The organism is Streptomyces uncialis (assembly GCF_001905345.1).
Taxonomy (GTDB): domain Bacteria; phylum Actinomycetota; class Actinomycetes; order Streptomycetales; family Streptomycetaceae; genus Streptomyces; species Streptomyces uncialis.
The window spans coordinates 1,442,924-1,460,093 of sequence record NZ_LFBV01000001.1 but is presented as its reverse complement, the minus strand read 5'-3'; the positions used below and the strand labels follow the sequence as shown (position 1 = coordinate 1,460,093).

Here is a 17,170-nt window from a genome sequence, read left to right as displayed (position 1 = left end):
ATAGTTCGCTCGACAGGGAGCAGGAGCGAGCGCCCGCCCGCCCGCCCGCCCGCCCGCCCGCCCGCCCGCTCGCTACAACGGACGTCGCACGGACGGACCTTGCCATCGTCGTCCGACACGCACCGTCCCGGCAAACCGCTCCTGTACCGCCCGGGATCGCTCTCCGGCTCAGGACCATCGGCATCGCCGCCCACAGCGGCTCCCAATCCGTTAAGGGTCCCCCATTCACGCCGGATGCAGGTGATTCCCAGGACCGGACTCGCCGTATCTCGGATGCTCGGCGCTCTCCGGCGCTTGCTGTGTTGTTCGGTTGGCATGCGCATCGCCTGGCGCCATCCGGGGGCATTACGGTTCCGCACGGTTCTGCCGGAAACTTCTCCGTCGAAGAAGTGTTCCTAGGTGTATCGAGCAAGTAAGGGTGGAACGCTTCCATCCGTGCAGTGTGAAGGTGGTCGTCCTCGGGGTAGGAAGCGACTGCCTTACCGGCGCGCGGCGATGTCTCCATGTCGCCGCCCCGATCGTTTCCCGGTCCCCCACACAAGGAGCCTTTTTGCAACCTCATGTTGAGGTGTGGTGGAGGACGAGGATGGCCTTCACGATGTCGGTGATCCGGTTGGTGCTGCAGCGGAGCTTCCGCAGGAGGCGCCAACCCTTCAGCACGGCCATGGCCTGCTCGCCGACGCAGCGGATCTTGGCGTGACTACTGTTATGCCGTCGCTTCCAGCGCTTGAGCCGGCGGCCCCGGAGGGGGACTCGAATGTGCCGGCCGGCGCCTTGGTAGGCCTTGTCCGCCCAGCACTTCAGTCCCGTGGCCGCGAGTGCGTCGACGATGCCATGGCTTCGGGCCGCGGTCAGGTCGTGAGTGGCTCCGGGCAGGGCCGGGGAAGCCTAGAGCAGTCGGCCGAACGGGTCGGTGAGGACCTGGACGTTCAAGCCGTGACGCTTGTGTCTTCCCGAGTAGTAGGGGGTGTCGGCGGCGATCCGGTCGATCGGCAGCGTGCCGTCCAGGATCACGAACGCCTTCTTCCGGGCCGTCTCTATCGCCTCAGCCAGGGTCGGTGCGCCAGCGGCCAGGACTTCGACGGCCTCGTGTACGTACCGGTAGACGGTCGCGATGCCGATTCCGAAGCCAGCGGCAAGCCGGGCGTAGGTGTCGCCGCACCGCAGATAGGCCAGGGCGAGCAGGGCCTGCCGGCCGGCTGGCAGCCGTCGCCACCGCGTACCGGTCTCCCGTCGCCGGACTGCAAGCTGCCCGGCCGGGTGCCGCAAGGTCTTGCTGGACAGGTCGATCGACGATGGGTAGACAAGCACGCGAAACGCCTGGCGGACACGGGTGATCTTGGTCGAGAACCCATCTACCAGGAGCTCCATCGTTTCGTACAGCCCGCCCCGACCAACACCACAGCCCCACGGTCAGGTTGAAAAGGACTCAGTTCCCGCCACTGCACCCCGGTGCCCAGCGGGTGGATGATCCCGTTGATCACCTGCCGGTGATCGCGCCAACGGCCGCACCGGTTGTTGCCCACCGGCAAAGACGGCTCCAGCACTGCCCACTCGCCGCCCGTCAGATCCCCCGACTCAGCATGGGCAGGCCCAGAGTCTCCCTGTTCGCAGAGGTACGGCTATTCGATGACCGCGGTGGCTTCGACCTCGACCAGGAGGTCAGGTTCCCCCAGCGCCGCGACGCCCAGCAGGGTGATCGGCTTGACCGGATCGATGCCCAGTTTCGCTGCCGCCCGGCCAACGCCCTCCCCCAGCAGCGGCATCTTCTCGGGACTCCAGTCGACGACGTAGACGGTCAGCTTCGCCACGTCGTCGAAGGAGCCGCCGATAGAGGCCAGAGCGGTGCTGATGTTGAGATAGCACTGCTCGACCTGAGCGGCGAAGTCCCCTTGGCCCACGGGCCGGCCGTCAGCGTCGCGGGCGACCTGTCCCGCGAGGAACACCAGCTTCGATCCGGTGGCGACCGACATCTGCCGGTAGACCTCGGGCTTCGGCAATCCCTCGGGATTGAGCAGCGTCACAGACATGAACGGCCTCTTCCTCGTGGCGTCGGGAACAGCAAGATCAGCACTCATCAAAGCATAACGACGCTATGTATTGTGAGGCCATGGCAAGGACGAAAGATCCAGCGGTCCGCTCCCTGCTTCTCGAACGGGCCGCACAGATGCTGCGGACGAGGCAACCGGTCACGCTGCGCACCCTGGTCGCCGGAACCGGCGTATCAACGATGGCCGTCTACACATACTTCGGCGGTATGGACGGCCTCTGGAAGGCGCTGCGGCAAGAAGGCTTCACCCGCCTGGCCGCCCGACTTGCGGCCGTCAGGATGTCCGCGGACCCGGTACGGGACCTCGCCGCCCTGGGCGGCGCCTACCTGGCCAACGCCCTGGAGAACCCTGACCTCTACCGCGTCATGTTCGACGCGGGCTTCGACCTCGAAGACGCCGGCACCGCGGACGAAACCCTGCACCGCCTCGTCGAGGCCATCGAGCGGGCCAAGGCGAGCGGCCGCTTCCGCGACGAGGTCGACCCGCAGGAACTGGCGACACAGAGCTGGACAGTCGGTCACGGACTCGCATCCCTCGTCGCCACAGGCCCCCTGCCGCACCAGACCCTTGCGCACGGCGCACCCATGCTGACCGCACTGTTCACCAGTGCAGGAGACGAACCCGCCCGATGCCGCCGGTCGGTTGAGCACGGCTGGGGCCGGCCGGCCCCAGCCCGGCCCAACTCTCCCGATCGGAGACACAGGCCCTAGCCGCACGCGCCCCCCAGCAATCACACGCGCCCCCTCGGGGGCAGTCCGCTGCCGGGCCGAACGGCCTACGCTGGGCGCCATTCTGCGTCCTGCGGGTGCCACGCGCCCACGTGCTCGGAGGGGGTCCCGGGATGAGCAATGACAGTGGGCGTGAGCCACTGACGATGTATATGACGGGCGGCCCGGTGACGGTGCCGTCGACCATCCGGGGTGTCCGTGAGGCGTTGCCCGAGTCCGAACGGGCCGAGTTCACGGCGGAGATCGAGAACGTGTCCGCCGATGAGCTCCAGATGACCCTGATGCGGTGGGTGATGCGGATTCCCACCCCGCACGATGAGGCGGAGGAAGCCCTGGCGGAGAGGCTGGCCGCTGGTGATCTGACGGGGGTGACGTTCGCCGACGAACTGGGCGACGACGAGTACCGGAGCGCCCCATGAGCCACCGGATCGCCTACACCGATGAGGCGAAGGCGGGACGCGGCGCTCTTGTCCCCAAGCGGCGGAAGGACTTCGACACGGGCGTCGCGGTGCTCGCCCGAGCCCCCTATGGGTGCGGATCGCGGGCGGTGAAGGGGGACAGGGACCGCAGGGACGCCACGATCGGCTGCGTCGCGGTCATCCGGTACGAGGTGAGCAGCGGGGTGCTGACGATCACCGTGCTCCGGGTCGTGCCCGCGCCCTGACCGCCGTCATGGCGGGCCCCCTGGCGGCAGCAGGCGGACTGATCTCTTCAACGCGTCAAGGCGGCATTGTTCCGGCCCAGCGACTTCGGCCCCGGACGTACCACCTTCCATGGCAGCACAAGCGCCCGGCACAACGACGACGACAAGGGTGAGAAGAACGGTGTCCGAGAGCTACGGAAGGACCTTCAGCACCTACCTGAGCGGGGGCGACCTGGTCATGTTGCCCGCGACCATCAAGGACATCCGGGAGGCCCTTCCCAGCGCCGAGCGAGCGGCCTTCACCGAGGCTGTCGAGAACGCGGGCGCGGAGGATCTGTTGGAACTCCTCGCCACCTGGGCGGAACGGACCCGGCCGGACCTGATCGCTGACAAGGAGGCCGCGTTCCGGCGGATCGCGGAGGGCGACTTCACGGGGACCGTGTCCGAGGACGAGGTCGCTGTCCTGTTCAATCCGGGTGGACGACGGTGACGGTCATCTTCCGGAGGGCGTCCGCTGCCTGGTTCGAGTACTGGACGCGGTAGGAGCCACTCACCAGGGTCCCTGCGAGTCGTGTCCGAGGAGGGCGCGCATCTCTTCGGCGGGGATGAAGCCGCTGTCGTCGCCGCGCTCCAACCGCTCGAACACGGAGTACTGGAAGGCGCGGAGCTCGGGACTGGTCTCCTGGGCCCAGTACTGGAGCACGGCGAGCAGTTCTTCCGCGTGAGTGGTGCCCACGGCGGTTTCGAAAGCGGCGTGACGCTCCGGGGGGAGGGCGGCGCGAATGCCGTCGATGGTGGCGGGCAGGACCACCAGCTCGCCGTCACCGATGTAGGTCGTGAAGGTCGGTTCGGCTCGGTCCGCCATCAGGTTCTGCCTCCGCCCGGCTCGGTGGGTCCCCACACTATGGACCGGCGGCCCCCGCCGTCCGGAACTGACGCAAAGGGGCAGGTGTCCTGGGGCGCGGCCCGGGCGCCCGGCAGTCGGGATGCGCTCCCCACGCACGTGCTGTGCGCCCGGCGACGGATCCGCGTGGTGCTGCGACCCCCGGTCGAGCAGGGCCCGGCCCTGGTGGCCCTCGTCGGTCGGGCCCGGGCCGGGCTCAGCGTTCGTCGGACCGGCGCCAGTAGTCGGGGAGCATGTCGTCCACCCAGGACGGCACGCGCACCTCGCCGCGTGGGCCCATGGACGGGAACCAGGGTGCCAGGTCGAGGACCGGTGTTCCGTCGACCGCGTCGAGGTCGGTGACGCGGATGTCGCGGCCGTCGACGCCGAGGATACGGGGGAACGAGGTCGCGAGCTGGTTGGGGCGGCGGTGGTTGCGGTGGACGAAGGTGCCGGTCGCGGGCCAGGCCGGGTTGCCGCGCGGGCTGCGCACATGGAGGGCCACGTCATCGGGGCGCGCGAGGTGGAAGTGCCAGGTGACGACCAGATGGGAGAACTCGGCCAGCCCTTGGAGGGTTTCGGCCGGGAAGTCGTCCCGGAGCCGGATGAGCGCTTCCATGCCGCCCTGATAGTCGTCGGCGACCCCGGTGTGGCCACCGACGACGGTGGCTACGGGCGTGGACTCGTAGGTGTCCGGCACGGTTCTCCCTCGGCTCGTTCGTGGGCGCCCGGGTGACGTCCCGGGCTGCGTCGCCGGTGTCCCGGCATGGGCCTGTCAGCCTGTGCGGCGCAACAGGGTGCGCGCCCGGTCGTCGAGCGCGCCGGCGGCCTGGTTGCCGCGATGGCGGAAGGGGCTGAGTGCGCGGCGCATCTGGACGACGGTCTCCGTGGCACGGCCGGAGTGGACGCCTTCCATCGCGTCGAGGGCTTCGGTCCAGGTGCCGATCGCGGCGTCAAGGGCGCCCTGTTTGACCTGGACGGCGCCGAGGTATCCGAGGGTGACGGAGTGGGTGCGGCGGAAGGTCTGTGCGCGGCGGGTGCGGACGCTGCGGGTGAACTGCCGTCCGGCGCCGTCCAGATCACCGAGTGCGGTCAGGGTGTGGGCGGTCTGCGAGGCGAGGGACGCCTCGCCGAAGAAGAAGACCCTCTGCGGTTCGGCACCGGCGGCGGGGTCGGCGGCGGTGAGGTCGTCCTCGGCCCTCCTCAGCGCGGCGACGGCTGCACGCCGCTGGCCGTCAGCGGCGAGGGCACGGGCGTGGACGACCCCGATGAGGGCCCGTTCACGGGGACCTGCCGCGGTGTAGCGCTTGCGCTCGACGGAGGCGGAGGCGAGGTTCACGGCATCGCGGCTGTGGCCGAGATCGGCGGCCTGGTGGGACATGGCACGCAGGATGTGTCCGGCGAGGGGCGCGTCGTCGGCTTCGGCGGCCATACGCAGTGCGAGTCGGAAGTAGTGCTGGGCCCGACCGTGCTCGGCGCTGTCGAAGCTCATCCAGCCCACGAGGTAGGCGAGTTCACCGGCTCCTGACATGAGGTCCTTGCGGAGCTGTTCGGAGGGGATGCGGGCGGCCAGGTAGTCGGCGACGTCCGTGTGGAGGTAGGCGGTCAGCGCGCTCCTGCCCGCACGCCCGCCGAGCAGCTGATCGCCGCGCGAGTAGTGGGCGTGGGCGTCGCGCACCGCTTCGACGTGCGCGCCGGTGACCCGGTCCCGCGAGAGGGGTCGGCGGGCCTGGGCGTCGGTGAGGGCCTGGTCCCACCAGGTGTCGGGGGGAAGTGCCGTGCCGACGGCCGAGTAGGCGGATGTCTTGAGGAGCCGCCTGCGGGCTATGTCCATCTGGGTACCCCCGAGTTCGGATAGCGCGGTCAACGTGCCGATGTCCCAGCTGCCGGTTCGCTGCTCTTCCCCGACCGGAGCGAGACCGATCTGTGCGGGTGTGACGACGCGTCCCAGCTTCCGCGAGAACGTCTCGCACAAGACTGCCACGGCCCGCCCTTCGGGTCGTGTCCCGCCGACCCACATGGAGACGTGGGAGCGGGACACCGTCAGGAGTTCGTCCGCTCCGGCTTCGGCGGCCACGCGTAAGAAGTGCGTCGCCACCTGGGTCTGCGGCCAGCCGGTCTCCCGGATCACTTCCGCGAGCCGGGTGTTGCGTGTGCGCGCCATCGTGCGTCCCTCGGTTCCGAAATGATCTTTGGCGGCCTTGGCGACTTCCGGGCCGCCCCGGGGGTGCCCGCACACCACCCAGGACGGTTTCCTCTGTGTCACCACGATATTCCGCACCGTCACGATCGGTAGGGATATCGACGGAGAGGACCGGAACGCGCACCGCTCCGGTCCCGGCCGGAACGCGGCGCCCTCCCGGCCGACGCCGCGTCCGCCCGTACGTCCGGTCCAGCCGTCGTCACTCCTGCGCCAGTCGGAGGTCCCCCATGTCCAACAGCACCGTGAGAACGGCCTTCGTCTACACGTGCCGTCCCGACGTCGGCGCGGCGATGACCGCGCTGTCCGACCTGACCGGCTTCGCCGAGGAACGGCGGTACGAGGTCCGCGCGGCGGTGTGCGACGCCGTCGGGACGGACCTGGCGCTGGGGTGCCGTCCCGCCTGGCGGTTCCTGAGCCGTCTGATCCCCGACGGAGGACCGGCCGTCCTGGTGGTGCGTTCCACCGATGAACTCGCCGTCGGCACCGCCGGGCGCAAGGCGGCTCTTGAGGCACTGGCGGCCGATCAGGTCAGGGTCGAGGCGGTACGGCCCGCCGCGTGGGAGGTGTCGCCGTGGAAGCTGGTCCGGGGCCGCCCCGGCCCGCTCCCCCGCACCTCACCCTCCGGCGGGGAGGGACAGCGGACGCGTGCGTGTCATGCCGTCTTCCCGGCGCGGCCCGAGCACGCCCGCGCCGTACGGAGGTTGATCGCGGGCGTCATGGACACCTGGGGTGCCGGACTGTCCCAGGACGCGGACCTGGTCACCGCGGCGGCGAACGAACTCGTCGTCAACGCGATCGTCCATGGATCGCTTCCCGGTGATCCGGTAGCGGTGACCGTGGAGCTCGGCGCCGGAGCGCTGCGCGTCAGCGTGGGGGACCGGTCCCCCGTGGCCCCGCTGCGGCGCCACTCCGGCCACGACGGGACGGACGGCCGCGGCCTGGAGATGGTGCAGAGCATCGCCGACGCGTGGGGAACCACCCACACCGTCGACACAGGTACCCCGGGCAAATCGGTCTGGATGAGACTGCGCACTTCCCGGGAGGAGCCCTGCCCGGCGAACGCCACGTCCGCTCCCACCGCGGCGGACCTCGCGGAGGAACCTCGGAGCGGGGCAGCGCACGCGACGGGCACCCCGGTCGCCGACGAGCCCCATCGCGTGTCGCTCTACGCCCTGTACCCCACCGAGGAGGGCGGGGCGGCGGTGCCGGCCGTACTGCGGCGGCACGCCGAACGCGCGGGGCACGTGGTCGTCGGTGAGCACCAGGACATCGCGGGGCACGACGCTCCCGAGTACCCCGCCTGGCGGTCCGCGTGGGCGAGCGTGGTGGCCGGGGACTCGGACGGGGTGACCGGTGGCGACCACCATCTGCTCGTGCCGGTGGGGGACGACGACCCCGAGTGCCGTGAGGGTACGAGCGGCTGGCGATCGCCATGTTCCGGTTGCCCGGCCGTACTCACCCCGTTCGGGGCGGGGCGTCGTCCCGGTGGTGACGCCCCGTCCCGCTCACGACCGCATCGCACCGCGATCCGGGGAATCGCCGCCCCGGAACTCCGGGTCACGCCGCACGCCTCACGGGTTCAGCAGCCACGCCGATCCGTGCCGGGTGAAACCGATGTGCGGGTAGTAGTCCGCCGCGGCGGGGGCCGAGAGCAGGACGAGTTTGGCTGTCGGGGCCTCCTTGCGGGTGGCGTCGATGAGGGCCTTTCCGATGCCCGCGCGCTGGTGTTCGCGGCTCACGGCGATATCGGAGAGGTAGGTGACATAGGAGAGGTCCGAGACGCTGCGGGCGATGCCCACGAGTGCGCCGTCGATCCGGCAGGTGATCACCAGATTGGCGTTCCGGACCATCGCCGCCATACGCGCGGTGTCGTCGACCGGGCGGCGTTCGCCGAGGCCCGACGAGCGGTAGACCGCCAGCACCTCGTCCAGGTCGAGATCGGCGCCGTTCTCACGCTTGATGTCCACGGAGGGTTTCCAATCGCTTGAGGAGTACGTCGTGATGGACCAGGAAGCGTTCCGGACCGAGCGGTCCCGTGTCGATGCCCTCGGCCCCGAGCAGCGCGGTGAAGTCACCGCCGGTGGTGATGACGCCGTTCGCGGCGGACTGGACGGCCCGGTAGGCGTGTTCCCGTTCGGTGCCGCCCTCCAGCAGCTCGGCCAGCACCGCCGAGCTGTACACCAGGCCGCCCGTGGCGTCGATCGCCGCGCGCATCCGCTCCGGGGAGACCTCAAGTCCGGCGATCAGGTCCGCCGCGGCGGTCGCCTGGTAGTGGGCGACGGTCAGCGCGTCCGGCACGGCGATCCGCTCGACCGACGAGTGGGACAGGTCCCGCTCGTGCCACAGGGCGACGTTCTCCACGGCCATCCCCGCGTAGCCGCGCAGCAGCCGGGCGAGGCCGGTCAGCCGCTCGCCCGTCGTCGGGTTGCGTTTGTGCGGCATCGCGCTGGAGCCCTGGTAGCCGGCCGTCCGGGGTTCCTCCACCTCGCGGACCTCGGTGCGTGACAACAGCCGTACCTCGACGGCGATCTGCTCGACGCAGGCGCCGAGTGTCGCCACCGCCTGAAGCAGTTGCGCGTGCCGGTCGCGGGAGACGACCTGGCTCGGCACCTCCTCGACGCCGAGGCCCAGTTCGGCGCACACGTACTCCTCGACGTACGGGTCGATCAGCGCGTACGTGCCGACGGAGCCGGAGACCGTGCCGACCGCGACCTCCGCGCGGGCGGTCTCCAGCCGCCGTACACAGCGGTCGGCGGCGAAGGCGAAGCCGGCGAGTTTGTGGCCGAACGTCGTGGGTTCCGCGTGCATGCCGTGGGTGCGGCCGATGCAGGGGGTGTCCCAGTGCTCGACGGCCCTGTCCACCAGGACGCCGCGCAGCCGGGTCACCGCGGTGAGCAGTACGTCGCAGGCGCGGGCGAGGGTGTGGCCGAAGGCCGTGTCCACCAGGTCGTAGCTCGTCATACCGAGGTGCACCCAGCGGGCGGAGTCGTCGGGGATGTCCTCGCAGTAGGCGGCGAGGAAGGCCAGGATCTCGTGGTCGCGCTCGCGCTCGATCTCGGCCACCCGGGCGGCGGCCGGCACCCGGGCCCGCCGGATGTCCGCGAGCGCGCTCGCGGGGACCCGGCCGAGCCGGGACTGCGCCTCGGTCGCCAGGACCTCCACCTTCGTCCAGGTGGTGTACCTGGCCTGGTCGGTCCAGAGTTCCGCCATCTCGGGCAGCGAATAACGGGAAATCATCACCGGAGTCCCTTCGCAGGCATTCTTGCCAGCCGCAGGATACTTATTCAAGTGGCGGGGTATGGCAGTCTGATGCCGTGACCACCTGCGGAATTCTCCGTGGTTGCCGTCGTTCAACTGCGTTTTCCTCACGGTTGAACGGAAGAATCCGGCCGTCGCGCACGGAATTTCTCCGGAATTGCTCTCCGGAACTCTTTTCCTGTCGTACCTCGGTTGCCGGACATTCGGTCCCTGCCTTGTAGTGGTGCCGTGCCAGTCACCACTACCGAGATCACGAGACAGCCGGCCGCCCCTTCCCTCCATGAATCCAGGAACTCCCTTCTCCGGGGCCGCACCACGGTCACCGGGCAGGTGCGCTCCGTCCTCGCCGCCATCCGCGAGACGGACCCCGCCCTCGGCGCCTTCGTGGCGGTCGCCGACGACCGCGCGATCGCCGAGGCGGAAGCCGCCGACGGGGTCCTCGCCCGGCTCGGCGAGGACGCGTTCCGCGAACTGCCGCTGCTCGGGGTCACGGTGGCGGTGAAGGACCTCGTCCAGACCCGGGACCTGCCCACCACGCGGGGCTCGCTGCTGCCCAACCGCCGCCCCGACGCGGACCCGCCGGCCGTGGCCCGGCTGCGCGCGGCCGGTGCGGTCGTGGTGGGGAAGACCGCCACGTCGGAGTACGGATGGAGCGCGAGCACCGTCAGCAGGGTGGCCGCCCCCACCCGTAACCCCTGGGCACCCGACCGGACCGCCGGGGGCTCCAGCGGGGGTTCCGCCGCGGCGGTGTCGGCGGGACTGTGCACCGCGGCGGTCGGCACCGACGGGGCGGGCTCGATCCGTATCCCGGCGGCGTTCTGCGGGGTGGTCGGGTTCAAACCGTCCTTCGGCCGCGTCCCCTACGTACCGCCCGGCGCCGACCGGCTGGCCCATGTCGGGCCGCTCACGCGGAGCGTGGCCGACGCCGCCGTGCTGACCGCGGTGATGACGGGCCCCGACCCTCGCGACCCGGACTCGCTGCACGCCCCCACCGGCCGTACGGGCGAGCCCGCGCGACTGCGGGTCGGGTGGATCGAGTTCCCCCGGACGTCCGACGAGGTCCGCGCGGTCACCGAGGCGGCCCTGCCGGTGCTGGCCGCCCAGGGCCACCGGGTCGAGCGGATCGACGTCCCGTTCCCCGACCCGTACGGCGCGCTGGTGGACGTCCTCGCGGCGGCGGAGGCGGCCGGCACGGCGCCGGAGGACGAGCGGTGGTGCGACGAGGGGCGACTCGCGCTGGTGCGGTACGGGCGCTCGCTGAGCGGCGCGGCGGTGACGCGCGCCGAGGAGACCCGTATGGCGCTGCGGGCGCGGCTGGCCGCCGTGATGGAGGACTACGACCTGCTGGCCATGGCCACCGTCCCCACCGAGCCGTTCGCCGCCGACGCGATCGCCCCGCCCTGGGCCACCGACCCGGACGACCTGCTGTGGCTCGCCTGGTCGCCCGCCACCTACCCGTTCAACCTCACCGGCCAGCCCGCCCTGTCGCTGCCCGCCGGTCTCACGTCCCGCGGGCTCCCGGTCGGCCTCCAGCTGGTCGGCCGGGTGGGGGACGACGAGCTGGTGCTCACGGCCGCCGCCCGGGTCGAGGCCGGGCTGGGCCTCGCGATGGTGCCGCCCGGCCGGGAAACGAAAGGAGAACGAGCGTGATGCCGAGACCATGGTCCCCGACCGGCGAGGAGAGCGGGGTCGGACGCCCCTCGTTCGTCGCGGAGTTCGGGCTCTGGGACGAACGCCGGATCGCGGCGGCCGAACGGATCGCGGCCGAGCTGGACGACATCGACCTCGTCCGGGTCGTCTTCTGCGACCCGCACGGGCTGGCCCGCTCCAAGACGGTGCCCGCGGAGGTCTTCCGCACGGTGCTGCGCAACGGCATGGACTTCAGCGCCGGACCGTTCCTCTTCGACACCGGGCACGCCGTCGCCGTCGACTTCCTCACCGACCCCGGTGTGGGCGTGGACGAACTGCGCGGCGCGGGGGACTTCGTACTCGTCCCCGACCCGTGCACGTTCCAGGTACTGCCCGGCACCGGGGCGCGGACCGCGTGGGTGCAGGGCGACGAGTACCTGCGCGACGGCACGCCGCATCCGCTCTCCCCCCGCGGTGTGCTGCGCCGGGTGCTGGCCGCGTACGCCGAGCGGGATCTGGCGCCGGTCGTCGGGCTGGAGGTCGAGTGGTACCTCACCCGGCTGCTGGGCGGGCCGCCCGGGAACACGGGCAACGGCTTCGGCCGGCAGGGCGCCGCCCCGGCGGTGGAGGCCGTGAACCCCGGCTACCAGTTCAACCTCGACGCGTCGTACGACTCGGTGGCCCATATCGCGGACCCGCTCGCCCTGACGCTGATGTCGCTCGGACTGCCGCTGCGCACGATGGAGCACGAATCGGGACCCGGGCAGTTGGAGACGACGTTCGCCCCGATGGCCGCCCTGGAAGCGGCGGACGCCATGCTGCTGCTGCGCACCCAGATCAAACGCTTCTGCCGGAGCCGCGGCCACCACGCCTCGTTCATGACACTGCCGCGCCTGGACGCGTTCGACTCCAGCGGCTGGCATCTGCACCAGTCCGTGGCGAGCACGAAGACGGACGCCAATGTGTTCGCGGCGGGCGAGGGACCGGACACGATCTCCCCGGCGGGCGCCGCCTATGTCGAGGGACTGCTGTCCCGGGCCCGGGAGTTCTGTCTGCTGTCCGTGCCGACGGTGAACGGCTACCGGCGCCTCGCACCGGAGTTCACGCTCTCCCCCACCTCGGTCGACTGGGCCTACGAGGACCGCAGCGTGATGGTCCGGGTGCTCAGCGGCGGCAGCTCGACGCACGCCGAGAACCGGATCGGGGAACCGTGCGCCAACCCCTATCTGACCATGGCCGCCCAGCTGCACGCGGGCCTGGCGGGGATGGACGCCGGGATCGTGGCGGACCCGGCCGCGCACCGGCCCGCGTACCCGGCGCTGCCGGTGTCGCTGGGCGAGGCGCTGGACGCGTTCCGCGCGAGCGACCGCGCGACCGAGCTGCTCGGCGCACCGCTCAAGACCTGTCTGACGAAGCTGAAGGAGAGCGAGCTCGCGCGGTTCGACGCGTGGTACGAGGCGGAGCGCCCGCCTCCCGGCGACGTCACCGAGTGGGAGCACCGCGAGTACTTCGACGCCTTCTGACCAACCCGGCCACCCACCCCGGCCCCATCCCGGTCCTGTCCCGGCGCCCACCCCGGCCCCACCTCAGGACCACCTTCAGAACCACCCCGGCACCACCGCACGGCACCACCCCAGCACCACCGCACCCAAGCACCACCACCGCACCACCGCACCACCGCACCACCGCACAGCACTGTCCGGACGAGAGGGAGAACAGCAATGTCACGGTACGAATGGGGCGAGACGAACCCCGGCATCGACAGGCTCAAGCAGGCCATCGCGCCCGCCCGGCAGAAGGTGATCGGCCACCCGGTCTACCACCAGCTGAACACCAAGGAAGCCGTCGTCACGTTCATGGAGCACCACATCTTCGCGGTGTGGGACTTCATGTCGCTGCTGAAGTCCCTCCAGCGCAGCCTGACCTGTGTCGAGGTGCCGTGGGTGCCGGACGGGCCCACCGGGAGCCGCCGGCTCATCAACGACATCGTCCTCGTCGAGGAGAGCGACGAGCTCGGCGACGGCTTTATCAGCCACTTCGAGCTGTATCTCGACGGTATGCGGCAGGCGGGCGCCGACACCGCGCGCGTCGACTCCTTCATCGCGCTGCTGCGCGAGGGGCGGCCGGTGCTGCCGTCGCTGAAGGAGGCGGGCGTGCCGGAGCCCTCCGCGGAGTTCGTCGCCACGACGTGGGAGTTCATCGAGAACGCCCCCACGCACCGGCAGGCCGCGGCCTTCGCGTTCAGCCGCGAGGACCTGATCCCCGACATGTTCGACCAGGTCGCCGCGCTGGGCGCGGAGCACGCCGAGCTGTCGACGTTCGTCGACTACCTCCGCCGCCATATCCAGGTGGACGCGGAGGAGCACACCCCGATGGCGATGCAGATGCTCGCCGATCTGTGCGGCGACGACGAGCGCAAGTGGGCGGAGTGCGAGGAGACCATCAACGTCGCGCTCGCGGCCCGGATCCGGCTGTGGGACGGCATTCTCGGGGCGTTCCCCGAGGGCTCCCGCTGACCGGACCTGATTCGACGCGTCCCGGGCCCGTGGCGGCACGGGCCCGGGACGCCAGGAAGCTGAGGAGCACGACATGCCGAGGGACAAGGACACATCCACAGCGGGCACCGGGCGCGCCGAGCGGATCGCGGAGCGCTCCCGCGGTGACAACTGGAAGAAGGCGCCACGTCGTATCGAGGCGTCGGAGTGCATCACCTGCGACCTGTGCCTGCGCAACTGCCCGCCGGAGTTCGGGGCGATCTTCGACAGCGGACTCGATGTCGTGATCGTCCCCGAGCTGTGCTCCGGCTGCCCCGCGTGCGTGCTGGTCTGCCCCGTCGACTGCATCTATGTGGACGAGGAGTGGTCGCCCACCGGGGACCGGATGTGGGACCACATCGAGCTGACGGCCGAAGGAGCTGCGCCATGACCCTGCCCACCGAGCGGGACGCGGGACTGTCCCGCAAGGCCGCGATGGCGAAGGCCCGGCAGAGCCGGCGGCCCAGCCGGCTCGGCCGGCGGGCGGGGTCGGCGCCCGAGCCGGACTACGTGGTGGCCGACGACGCCGGGTTCCCGGGGCTGCTGAAGCGGACCTGGGAGCGGGCGTCGGCCGCGGCGGACCTGCCTTCGGCGGTGGAGGTGCTGCTCACGCTCGACGGACATGTGCCCGCGGACGTCCAGCTGCGGGCGCTGCCCGCCCCCGAGGAGTGCGCGCTGGACGTCCTGCTCGGGCGGACGTGGCGGGCGGCGGGGCACGGAGGCGGGGAAGGTGCCGGTGGCGGCCCCGGTGGCGGCTCGCGTACCGGCTCCGGCTCCGCGGTCCGTACAGGTCCGGCGGACGGCACCGGCTCGGACACCGGCACCGGCACCGGCACCGGGGAGGAACATCCCGCGGGTACGGCGTTCCTCGGGGAGATCGGGCTGAACACCAGCGGCCGGGTCGTGGTGCGGGTCCCGTCGAAGGAGCCGCTGGCCGGGCGGGAGGAGCTGGTCGGCGGTGTGCTGCGCGTGCCGTGGTCCGGGCGCGATCTCGCGGAGTACCGGGCCGCTTCGCTGCGTGGCGCCGAGCGGCTGGGCGAGTCGGACGCGGACTGCCGGAAGTGGCTGGCGGAGGCGGGGCCGGAGGGCCGTCGCGAGATGCTGGAGCGGCTGAAGGAGGCGGCCCTGCGGACGGCGCCCTTCGTGCTGTACTCCGGGGACCGGCAGTACACCAACTTCCGGGACCAGAACACGCTGACGGGCAAGACGCTGTGGCCGGGGCATCCCGACTGCGCGCTCAGCAGTCTGGCGCCGGTCCCGCTCGACCTGTGGTCGGACAGCGATGTGCGGATGGTGGTGTGCCTGACGCTGCTGGTGCGTTCGGCCGGGTTCGCCCGGATCGAGGAGGCCAACGGCACCCAGCTCACCACCGACCATGTGGCCCACCTCCTGGAGCACACCCGCCGGGCGTACGAGGGCGTGCCGGGCGGGACCCGGGTGGCGCCCGCGGCCTCGGCCGGGGCGGCGGACCTGGCCGGGCTGGCGGAGGCGCTCGGGCGGCGGCGCCGGGAGGTCACGGCCGGTGTCCAGCTCTACCGCGAGATCCACGGCCCGCTGATGCACAAGGTCGAACGGGTCGCCGGCGCTCCCGGTGAGGGTGCGCGGCGGCTGGAGGCGGAGCTGTGCGCGCGGCTGCGCGAGCGGCTGCCGGTCGGTGACGGTGACACGTTCGACGGGCTGGCCGCCGGTGCCGGGGCGGCGCCCGGCTGGCTGGCCGAGCCGCACGGGGGCTACGGGAGCGGTCTGGAGTCCCTGGTGCACGAGACGGTGTCCGCGGCGACGGAGGTGTTCGCCGCCGACTTCGCGATGAGCCGCGGTATGCGGTCGCTGACGGCGCTGGTCGCGGCGCTGCGGGCCGAGGAGTGGCCGAGGATCGCGGAGTGGGACACCCCGCACTTCTTCTGCTGTGTCGTGCCCGCGCCCGGGGCCCGGCGGTACTTCGGGGACTCGTCGGCGCATCTGGCGGACATGGCGTGGTCGATGTCGGCGCGGATGCAGTACAACTCGTGGCACTTCCTGGTCGGCAATCTGCCGAAGGTGCCCGAGGTCGAGGCCCGGGACTACTTCGTGCCGCCCACGCTGCCGGACATCGCGTACCACTCCGACCAGCACCATCACGGGCATGTCGCGGCCAAGGTGCGTTTCAGCATCCGCAGTCCGCAGGCGGTCGAGGTGCTGGGCCGGACGTTCGGGGGGTTCGTCGATCTGCGGCTGCTGCGCTGCGAGGGGAAGCCGTTCGACGAGCAGGACCTGCTGGCCGCGCACCGCGCCTCGGGGTTCGTCGCGAAGGCCACGAGCCTGGCCGCGGCGCTGGTCGCGGACGGCGCGGACGTCGAGATCGGGACGTTCGACAGCCAGTGGCACTGGGACCGGATCGCCGGGTAGCGCCCGGCCGGGGCATACGCCAGGGGCCCGCCGACCGTTGTGGTCGGCGGGCCCCTGGCGTATGCCCCGGGTGGGGTGGTGCGGTCAGACCCCGGCGGGCTGCGGCGCGGACCGGGTGTGGACGACGCGGTAGGCGTTCCAGTCGGCCGCGGTCGTCAGCGAGTCGCGCTTGGCCCGGTTCCTGCGGCGCGCGTCGGGCTGCTTGTCCTCGGTCATGGTGCGGAACGTCTCGTAGGACTCCCGGCCGTCCCACTGGGAGTAGACGACCACGAAGTCGTCGTCCTTGCCGAAGGCCGTCAGGGCGCCGTCCAGGGTGCCCCGGGAGCGGATGCCGCGCAGCACGTTCTGCGAGCGGTAGCCCGGCACGTCCACCAGCCAGTCGTGGGCCGAGCCGAGGGTGCTGATCAGCGCGCGCTGGTCGGCGGACGCGACGCCCAGGACCTCGATGACCGTGTAGTCGTCGCGGTCGGGCGATATCTCGGTGACGTCGCCGAGCGAGGGGTGGCGCTGGGCGACCTCCACCTCGGTCTGCATCAGCCGGATGAACGTCGAGATCTCATGGAAGACCGGCACCGTGCGGTGCTTGAACTCGTCGTCCTGGTAGCGCGACTCCAGGTCCTGCGTGCCGCGCCACTGGATGAAGTTCGCGGTCCCCATCTTCTGTTGGCCCCGGTGGACGGTGCTGGAGACCCAGCCGGGGAAGGCCGCGGTGTCGACGATCGACCGCATCTCGCCGACGAGGGTGTCCACCCGTTCCGGCAGGTCGGTCTTGAACAGGTTGATGACGGTCAGATACCCGTTCTCGGGGTTGATGAAGGGCATGCTCTCCTCGCATCCTCTGGTTTCGGTCGCTACC

Annotated in this window: 17 protein-coding genes and 2 pseudogenes; 10 read left to right on the top strand and 9 right to left on the bottom strand. The window is 71.2% G+C overall.

Annotated features, from left to right (window positions below):
- Positions 1–558 precede the first annotated feature (558 nt).
- From AB852_RS37665 to AB852_RS06315, 3 genes and pseudogenes are all read right to left on the bottom strand, one after another.
- Positions 559–1,311, bottom strand: a pseudogene (locus AB852_RS37665) (transposase family protein).
- A gap of 44 nt (positions 1,312–1,355) precedes the next feature.
- On the bottom strand, positions 1,356–1,568 hold the full coding sequence (locus AB852_RS41600) for a transposase (protein ID WP_107499132.1): 213 nt from the start codon (positions 1,566–1,568) through the stop codon (positions 1,356–1,358).
- A 54-nt stretch (positions 1,569–1,622) separates the two neighbouring features.
- Positions 1,623–2,030 (bottom strand): RidA family protein, encoded by a 408-nt coding sequence (locus tag AB852_RS06315; protein WP_073784395.1) that lies wholly within the window; start codon positions 2,028–2,030, stop codon positions 1,623–1,625.
- An 80-nt stretch (positions 2,031–2,110) separates the two neighbouring features.
- Between AB852_RS06315 and AB852_RS06310 the strand changes: the two genes are divergently transcribed.
- From AB852_RS06310 to AB852_RS06295, 4 genes are all read left to right on the top strand, one after another.
- Positions 2,111–2,761, top strand: coding sequence for a TetR/AcrR family transcriptional regulator (locus AB852_RS06310; protein ID WP_079184415.1), 651 nt, complete (start codon positions 2,111–2,113; stop codon positions 2,759–2,761).
- 131 nt (positions 2,762–2,892) lie between these two features.
- Positions 2,893–3,198, top strand: a complete 306-nt coding sequence (locus AB852_RS06305) for a hypothetical protein (RefSeq protein WP_143201181.1) — start codon at positions 2,893–2,895, stop codon at positions 3,196–3,198.
- Positions 3,195–3,443, top strand: coding sequence for a hypothetical protein (locus AB852_RS06300; protein ID WP_073784390.1), 249 nt, complete (start codon positions 3,195–3,197; stop codon positions 3,441–3,443). Before AB852_RS06305 ends, AB852_RS06300 begins: the two co-directional genes overlap by 4 nt.
- Positions 3,444–3,603: 160 nt before the next feature.
- A complete protein-coding gene (locus AB852_RS06295) occupies positions 3,604–3,912 on the top strand; it encodes a hypothetical protein (RefSeq protein ID WP_073784388.1) in 309 nt (102 codons plus the stop codon).
- Between the two features lie 60 nt (positions 3,913–3,972).
- Here the strand turns inward: AB852_RS06295 and AB852_RS06290 are convergent, their stop codons facing one another.
- From AB852_RS06290 to AB852_RS06280, 3 genes are all read right to left on the bottom strand, one after another.
- Positions 3,973–4,287, bottom strand: coding sequence for a hypothetical protein (locus AB852_RS06290; protein WP_073784386.1), 315 nt, complete (start codon positions 4,285–4,287; stop codon positions 3,973–3,975).
- 235 nt (positions 4,288–4,522) lie between these two features.
- The gene (locus AB852_RS06285; RefSeq protein ID WP_073784384.1) at positions 4,523–5,005 is read right to left on the bottom strand and encodes an SAM-dependent methyltransferase; all 483 of its coding nucleotides are present in this window, start codon (positions 5,003–5,005) and stop codon (positions 4,523–4,525) included.
- 75 nt (positions 5,006–5,080) lie between these two features.
- Positions 5,081–6,469, bottom strand: a complete 1,389-nt coding sequence (locus tag AB852_RS06280; RefSeq protein ID WP_073785525.1) for an NsdA family TPR-like regulatory protein — start codon at positions 6,467–6,469, stop codon at positions 5,081–5,083.
- A 266-nt stretch (positions 6,470–6,735) separates the two neighbouring features.
- On the opposite strand from AB852_RS06280, the pseudogene AB852_RS41290 reads away from it, so the two are divergent.
- Positions 6,736–7,521, top strand: a pseudogene (locus AB852_RS41290) (ATP-binding protein); the annotation flags it as partial.
- A gap of 558 nt (positions 7,522–8,079) precedes the next feature.
- On the opposite strand, the gene AB852_RS39550 reads toward AB852_RS41290, so the two are convergent.
- Complete coding sequence (locus AB852_RS39550; RefSeq protein WP_245876679.1) at positions 8,080–8,358, bottom strand: GNAT family N-acetyltransferase; 279 nt, start codon at positions 8,356–8,358, stop codon at positions 8,080–8,082.
- Between the two features lie 100 nt (positions 8,359–8,458).
- Positions 8,459–9,745 (bottom strand): adenylosuccinate lyase, encoded by a 1,287-nt coding sequence (gene purB, locus AB852_RS06265; protein ID WP_073784382.1) that lies wholly within the window; start codon positions 9,743–9,745, stop codon positions 8,459–8,461.
- Between the two features lie 249 nt (positions 9,746–9,994).
- Between purB and AB852_RS06260 the strand changes: the two genes are divergently transcribed.
- The 5 genes from AB852_RS06260 to AB852_RS06240 all read left to right on the top strand — a co-directional run bounded on the left by AB852_RS06260 (position 9,995) and on the right by AB852_RS06240 (position 16,314).
- On the top strand, positions 9,995–11,416 hold the full coding sequence (locus AB852_RS06260) for an amidase (RefSeq protein ID WP_245876618.1): 1,422 nt from the start codon (positions 9,995–9,997) through the stop codon (positions 11,414–11,416).
- Complete coding sequence (locus tag AB852_RS06255; RefSeq protein WP_073784378.1) at positions 11,416–12,918, top strand: glutamine synthetase family protein; 1,503 nt, start codon at positions 11,416–11,418, stop codon at positions 12,916–12,918. The genes AB852_RS06260 and AB852_RS06255 overlap by 1 nt, the downstream gene beginning before the upstream one ends.
- 198 nt (positions 12,919–13,116) lie before the next feature.
- A complete protein-coding gene (locus tag AB852_RS06250) occupies positions 13,117–13,911 on the top strand; it encodes a DUF3050 domain-containing protein (RefSeq protein ID WP_073784376.1) in 795 nt (264 codons plus the stop codon).
- Between the two features lie 73 nt (positions 13,912–13,984).
- A complete protein-coding gene (locus AB852_RS06245; protein WP_073784374.1) occupies positions 13,985–14,320 on the top strand; it encodes a 4Fe-4S dicluster domain-containing protein in 336 nt (111 codons plus the stop codon).
- Entirely contained in the window at positions 14,317–16,314 is a 1,998-nt protein-coding gene (locus tag AB852_RS06240; RefSeq protein WP_073784371.1) for a hypothetical protein, read from the top strand. Before AB852_RS06245 ends, AB852_RS06240 begins: the two co-directional genes overlap by 4 nt.
- Before the next feature lie 84 nt (positions 16,315–16,398).
- On the opposite strand, the gene AB852_RS06235 is transcribed toward AB852_RS06240, so the two are convergent.
- The gene (locus AB852_RS06235; protein WP_073784369.1) at positions 16,399–17,136 is read right to left on the bottom strand and encodes an antibiotic biosynthesis monooxygenase family protein; all 738 of its coding nucleotides are present in this window, start codon (positions 17,134–17,136) and stop codon (positions 16,399–16,401) included.
- Between the last annotated feature and the right edge of the window lie 34 nt (positions 17,137–17,170).

Bases quoted from the DNA above. Each gene is read 5' to 3' on its own strand.
- AB852_RS06290 (WP_073784386.1), bottom strand. From the start codon at position 4,287: ATGGCGGACCGAGCCGAACCGACCTTCACGACCTACATCGGTGACGGC.
- AB852_RS06315 (WP_073784395.1), bottom strand. From the start codon at position 2,030: ATGTCTGTGACGCTGCTCAATCCCGAGGGATTGCCGAAGCCCGAGGTC.
- AB852_RS06240 (WP_073784371.1), top strand. From the start codon at position 14,317: ATGACCCTGCCCACCGAGCGGGACGCGGGACTGTCCCGCAAGGCCGCG.
- AB852_RS06305 (WP_143201181.1), top strand. From the start codon at position 2,893: ATGAGCAATGACAGTGGGCGTGAGCCACTGACGATGTATATGACGGGC.
- AB852_RS06310 (WP_079184415.1), top strand. From the start codon at position 2,111: ATGGCAAGGACGAAAGATCCAGCGGTCCGCTCCCTGCTTCTCGAACGG.
- purB (WP_073784382.1), bottom strand. From the start codon at position 9,745: ATGATTTCCCGTTATTCGCTGCCCGAGATGGCGGAACTCTGGACCGAC.
- AB852_RS06255 (WP_073784378.1), top strand. From the start codon at position 11,416: ATGCCGAGACCATGGTCCCCGACCGGCGAGGAGAGCGGGGTCGGACGC.
- AB852_RS06300 (WP_073784390.1), top strand. From the start codon at position 3,195: ATGAGCCACCGGATCGCCTACACCGATGAGGCGAAGGCGGGACGCGGC.
- AB852_RS06250 (WP_073784376.1), top strand. From the start codon at position 13,117: ATGTCACGGTACGAATGGGGCGAGACGAACCCCGGCATCGACAGGCTC.
- AB852_RS06235 (WP_073784369.1), bottom strand. From the start codon at position 17,136: ATGCCCTTCATCAACCCCGAGAACGGGTATCTGACCGTCATCAACCTG.
- AB852_RS06280 (WP_073785525.1), bottom strand. From the start codon at position 6,469: ATGGCGCGCACACGCAACACCCGGCTCGCGGAAGTGATCCGGGAGACC.
- AB852_RS39550 (WP_245876679.1), bottom strand. From the start codon at position 8,358: ATGGTCCGGAACGCCAATCTGGTGATCACCTGCCGGATCGACGGCGCA.
- AB852_RS06245 (WP_073784374.1), top strand. From the start codon at position 13,985: ATGCCGAGGGACAAGGACACATCCACAGCGGGCACCGGGCGCGCCGAG.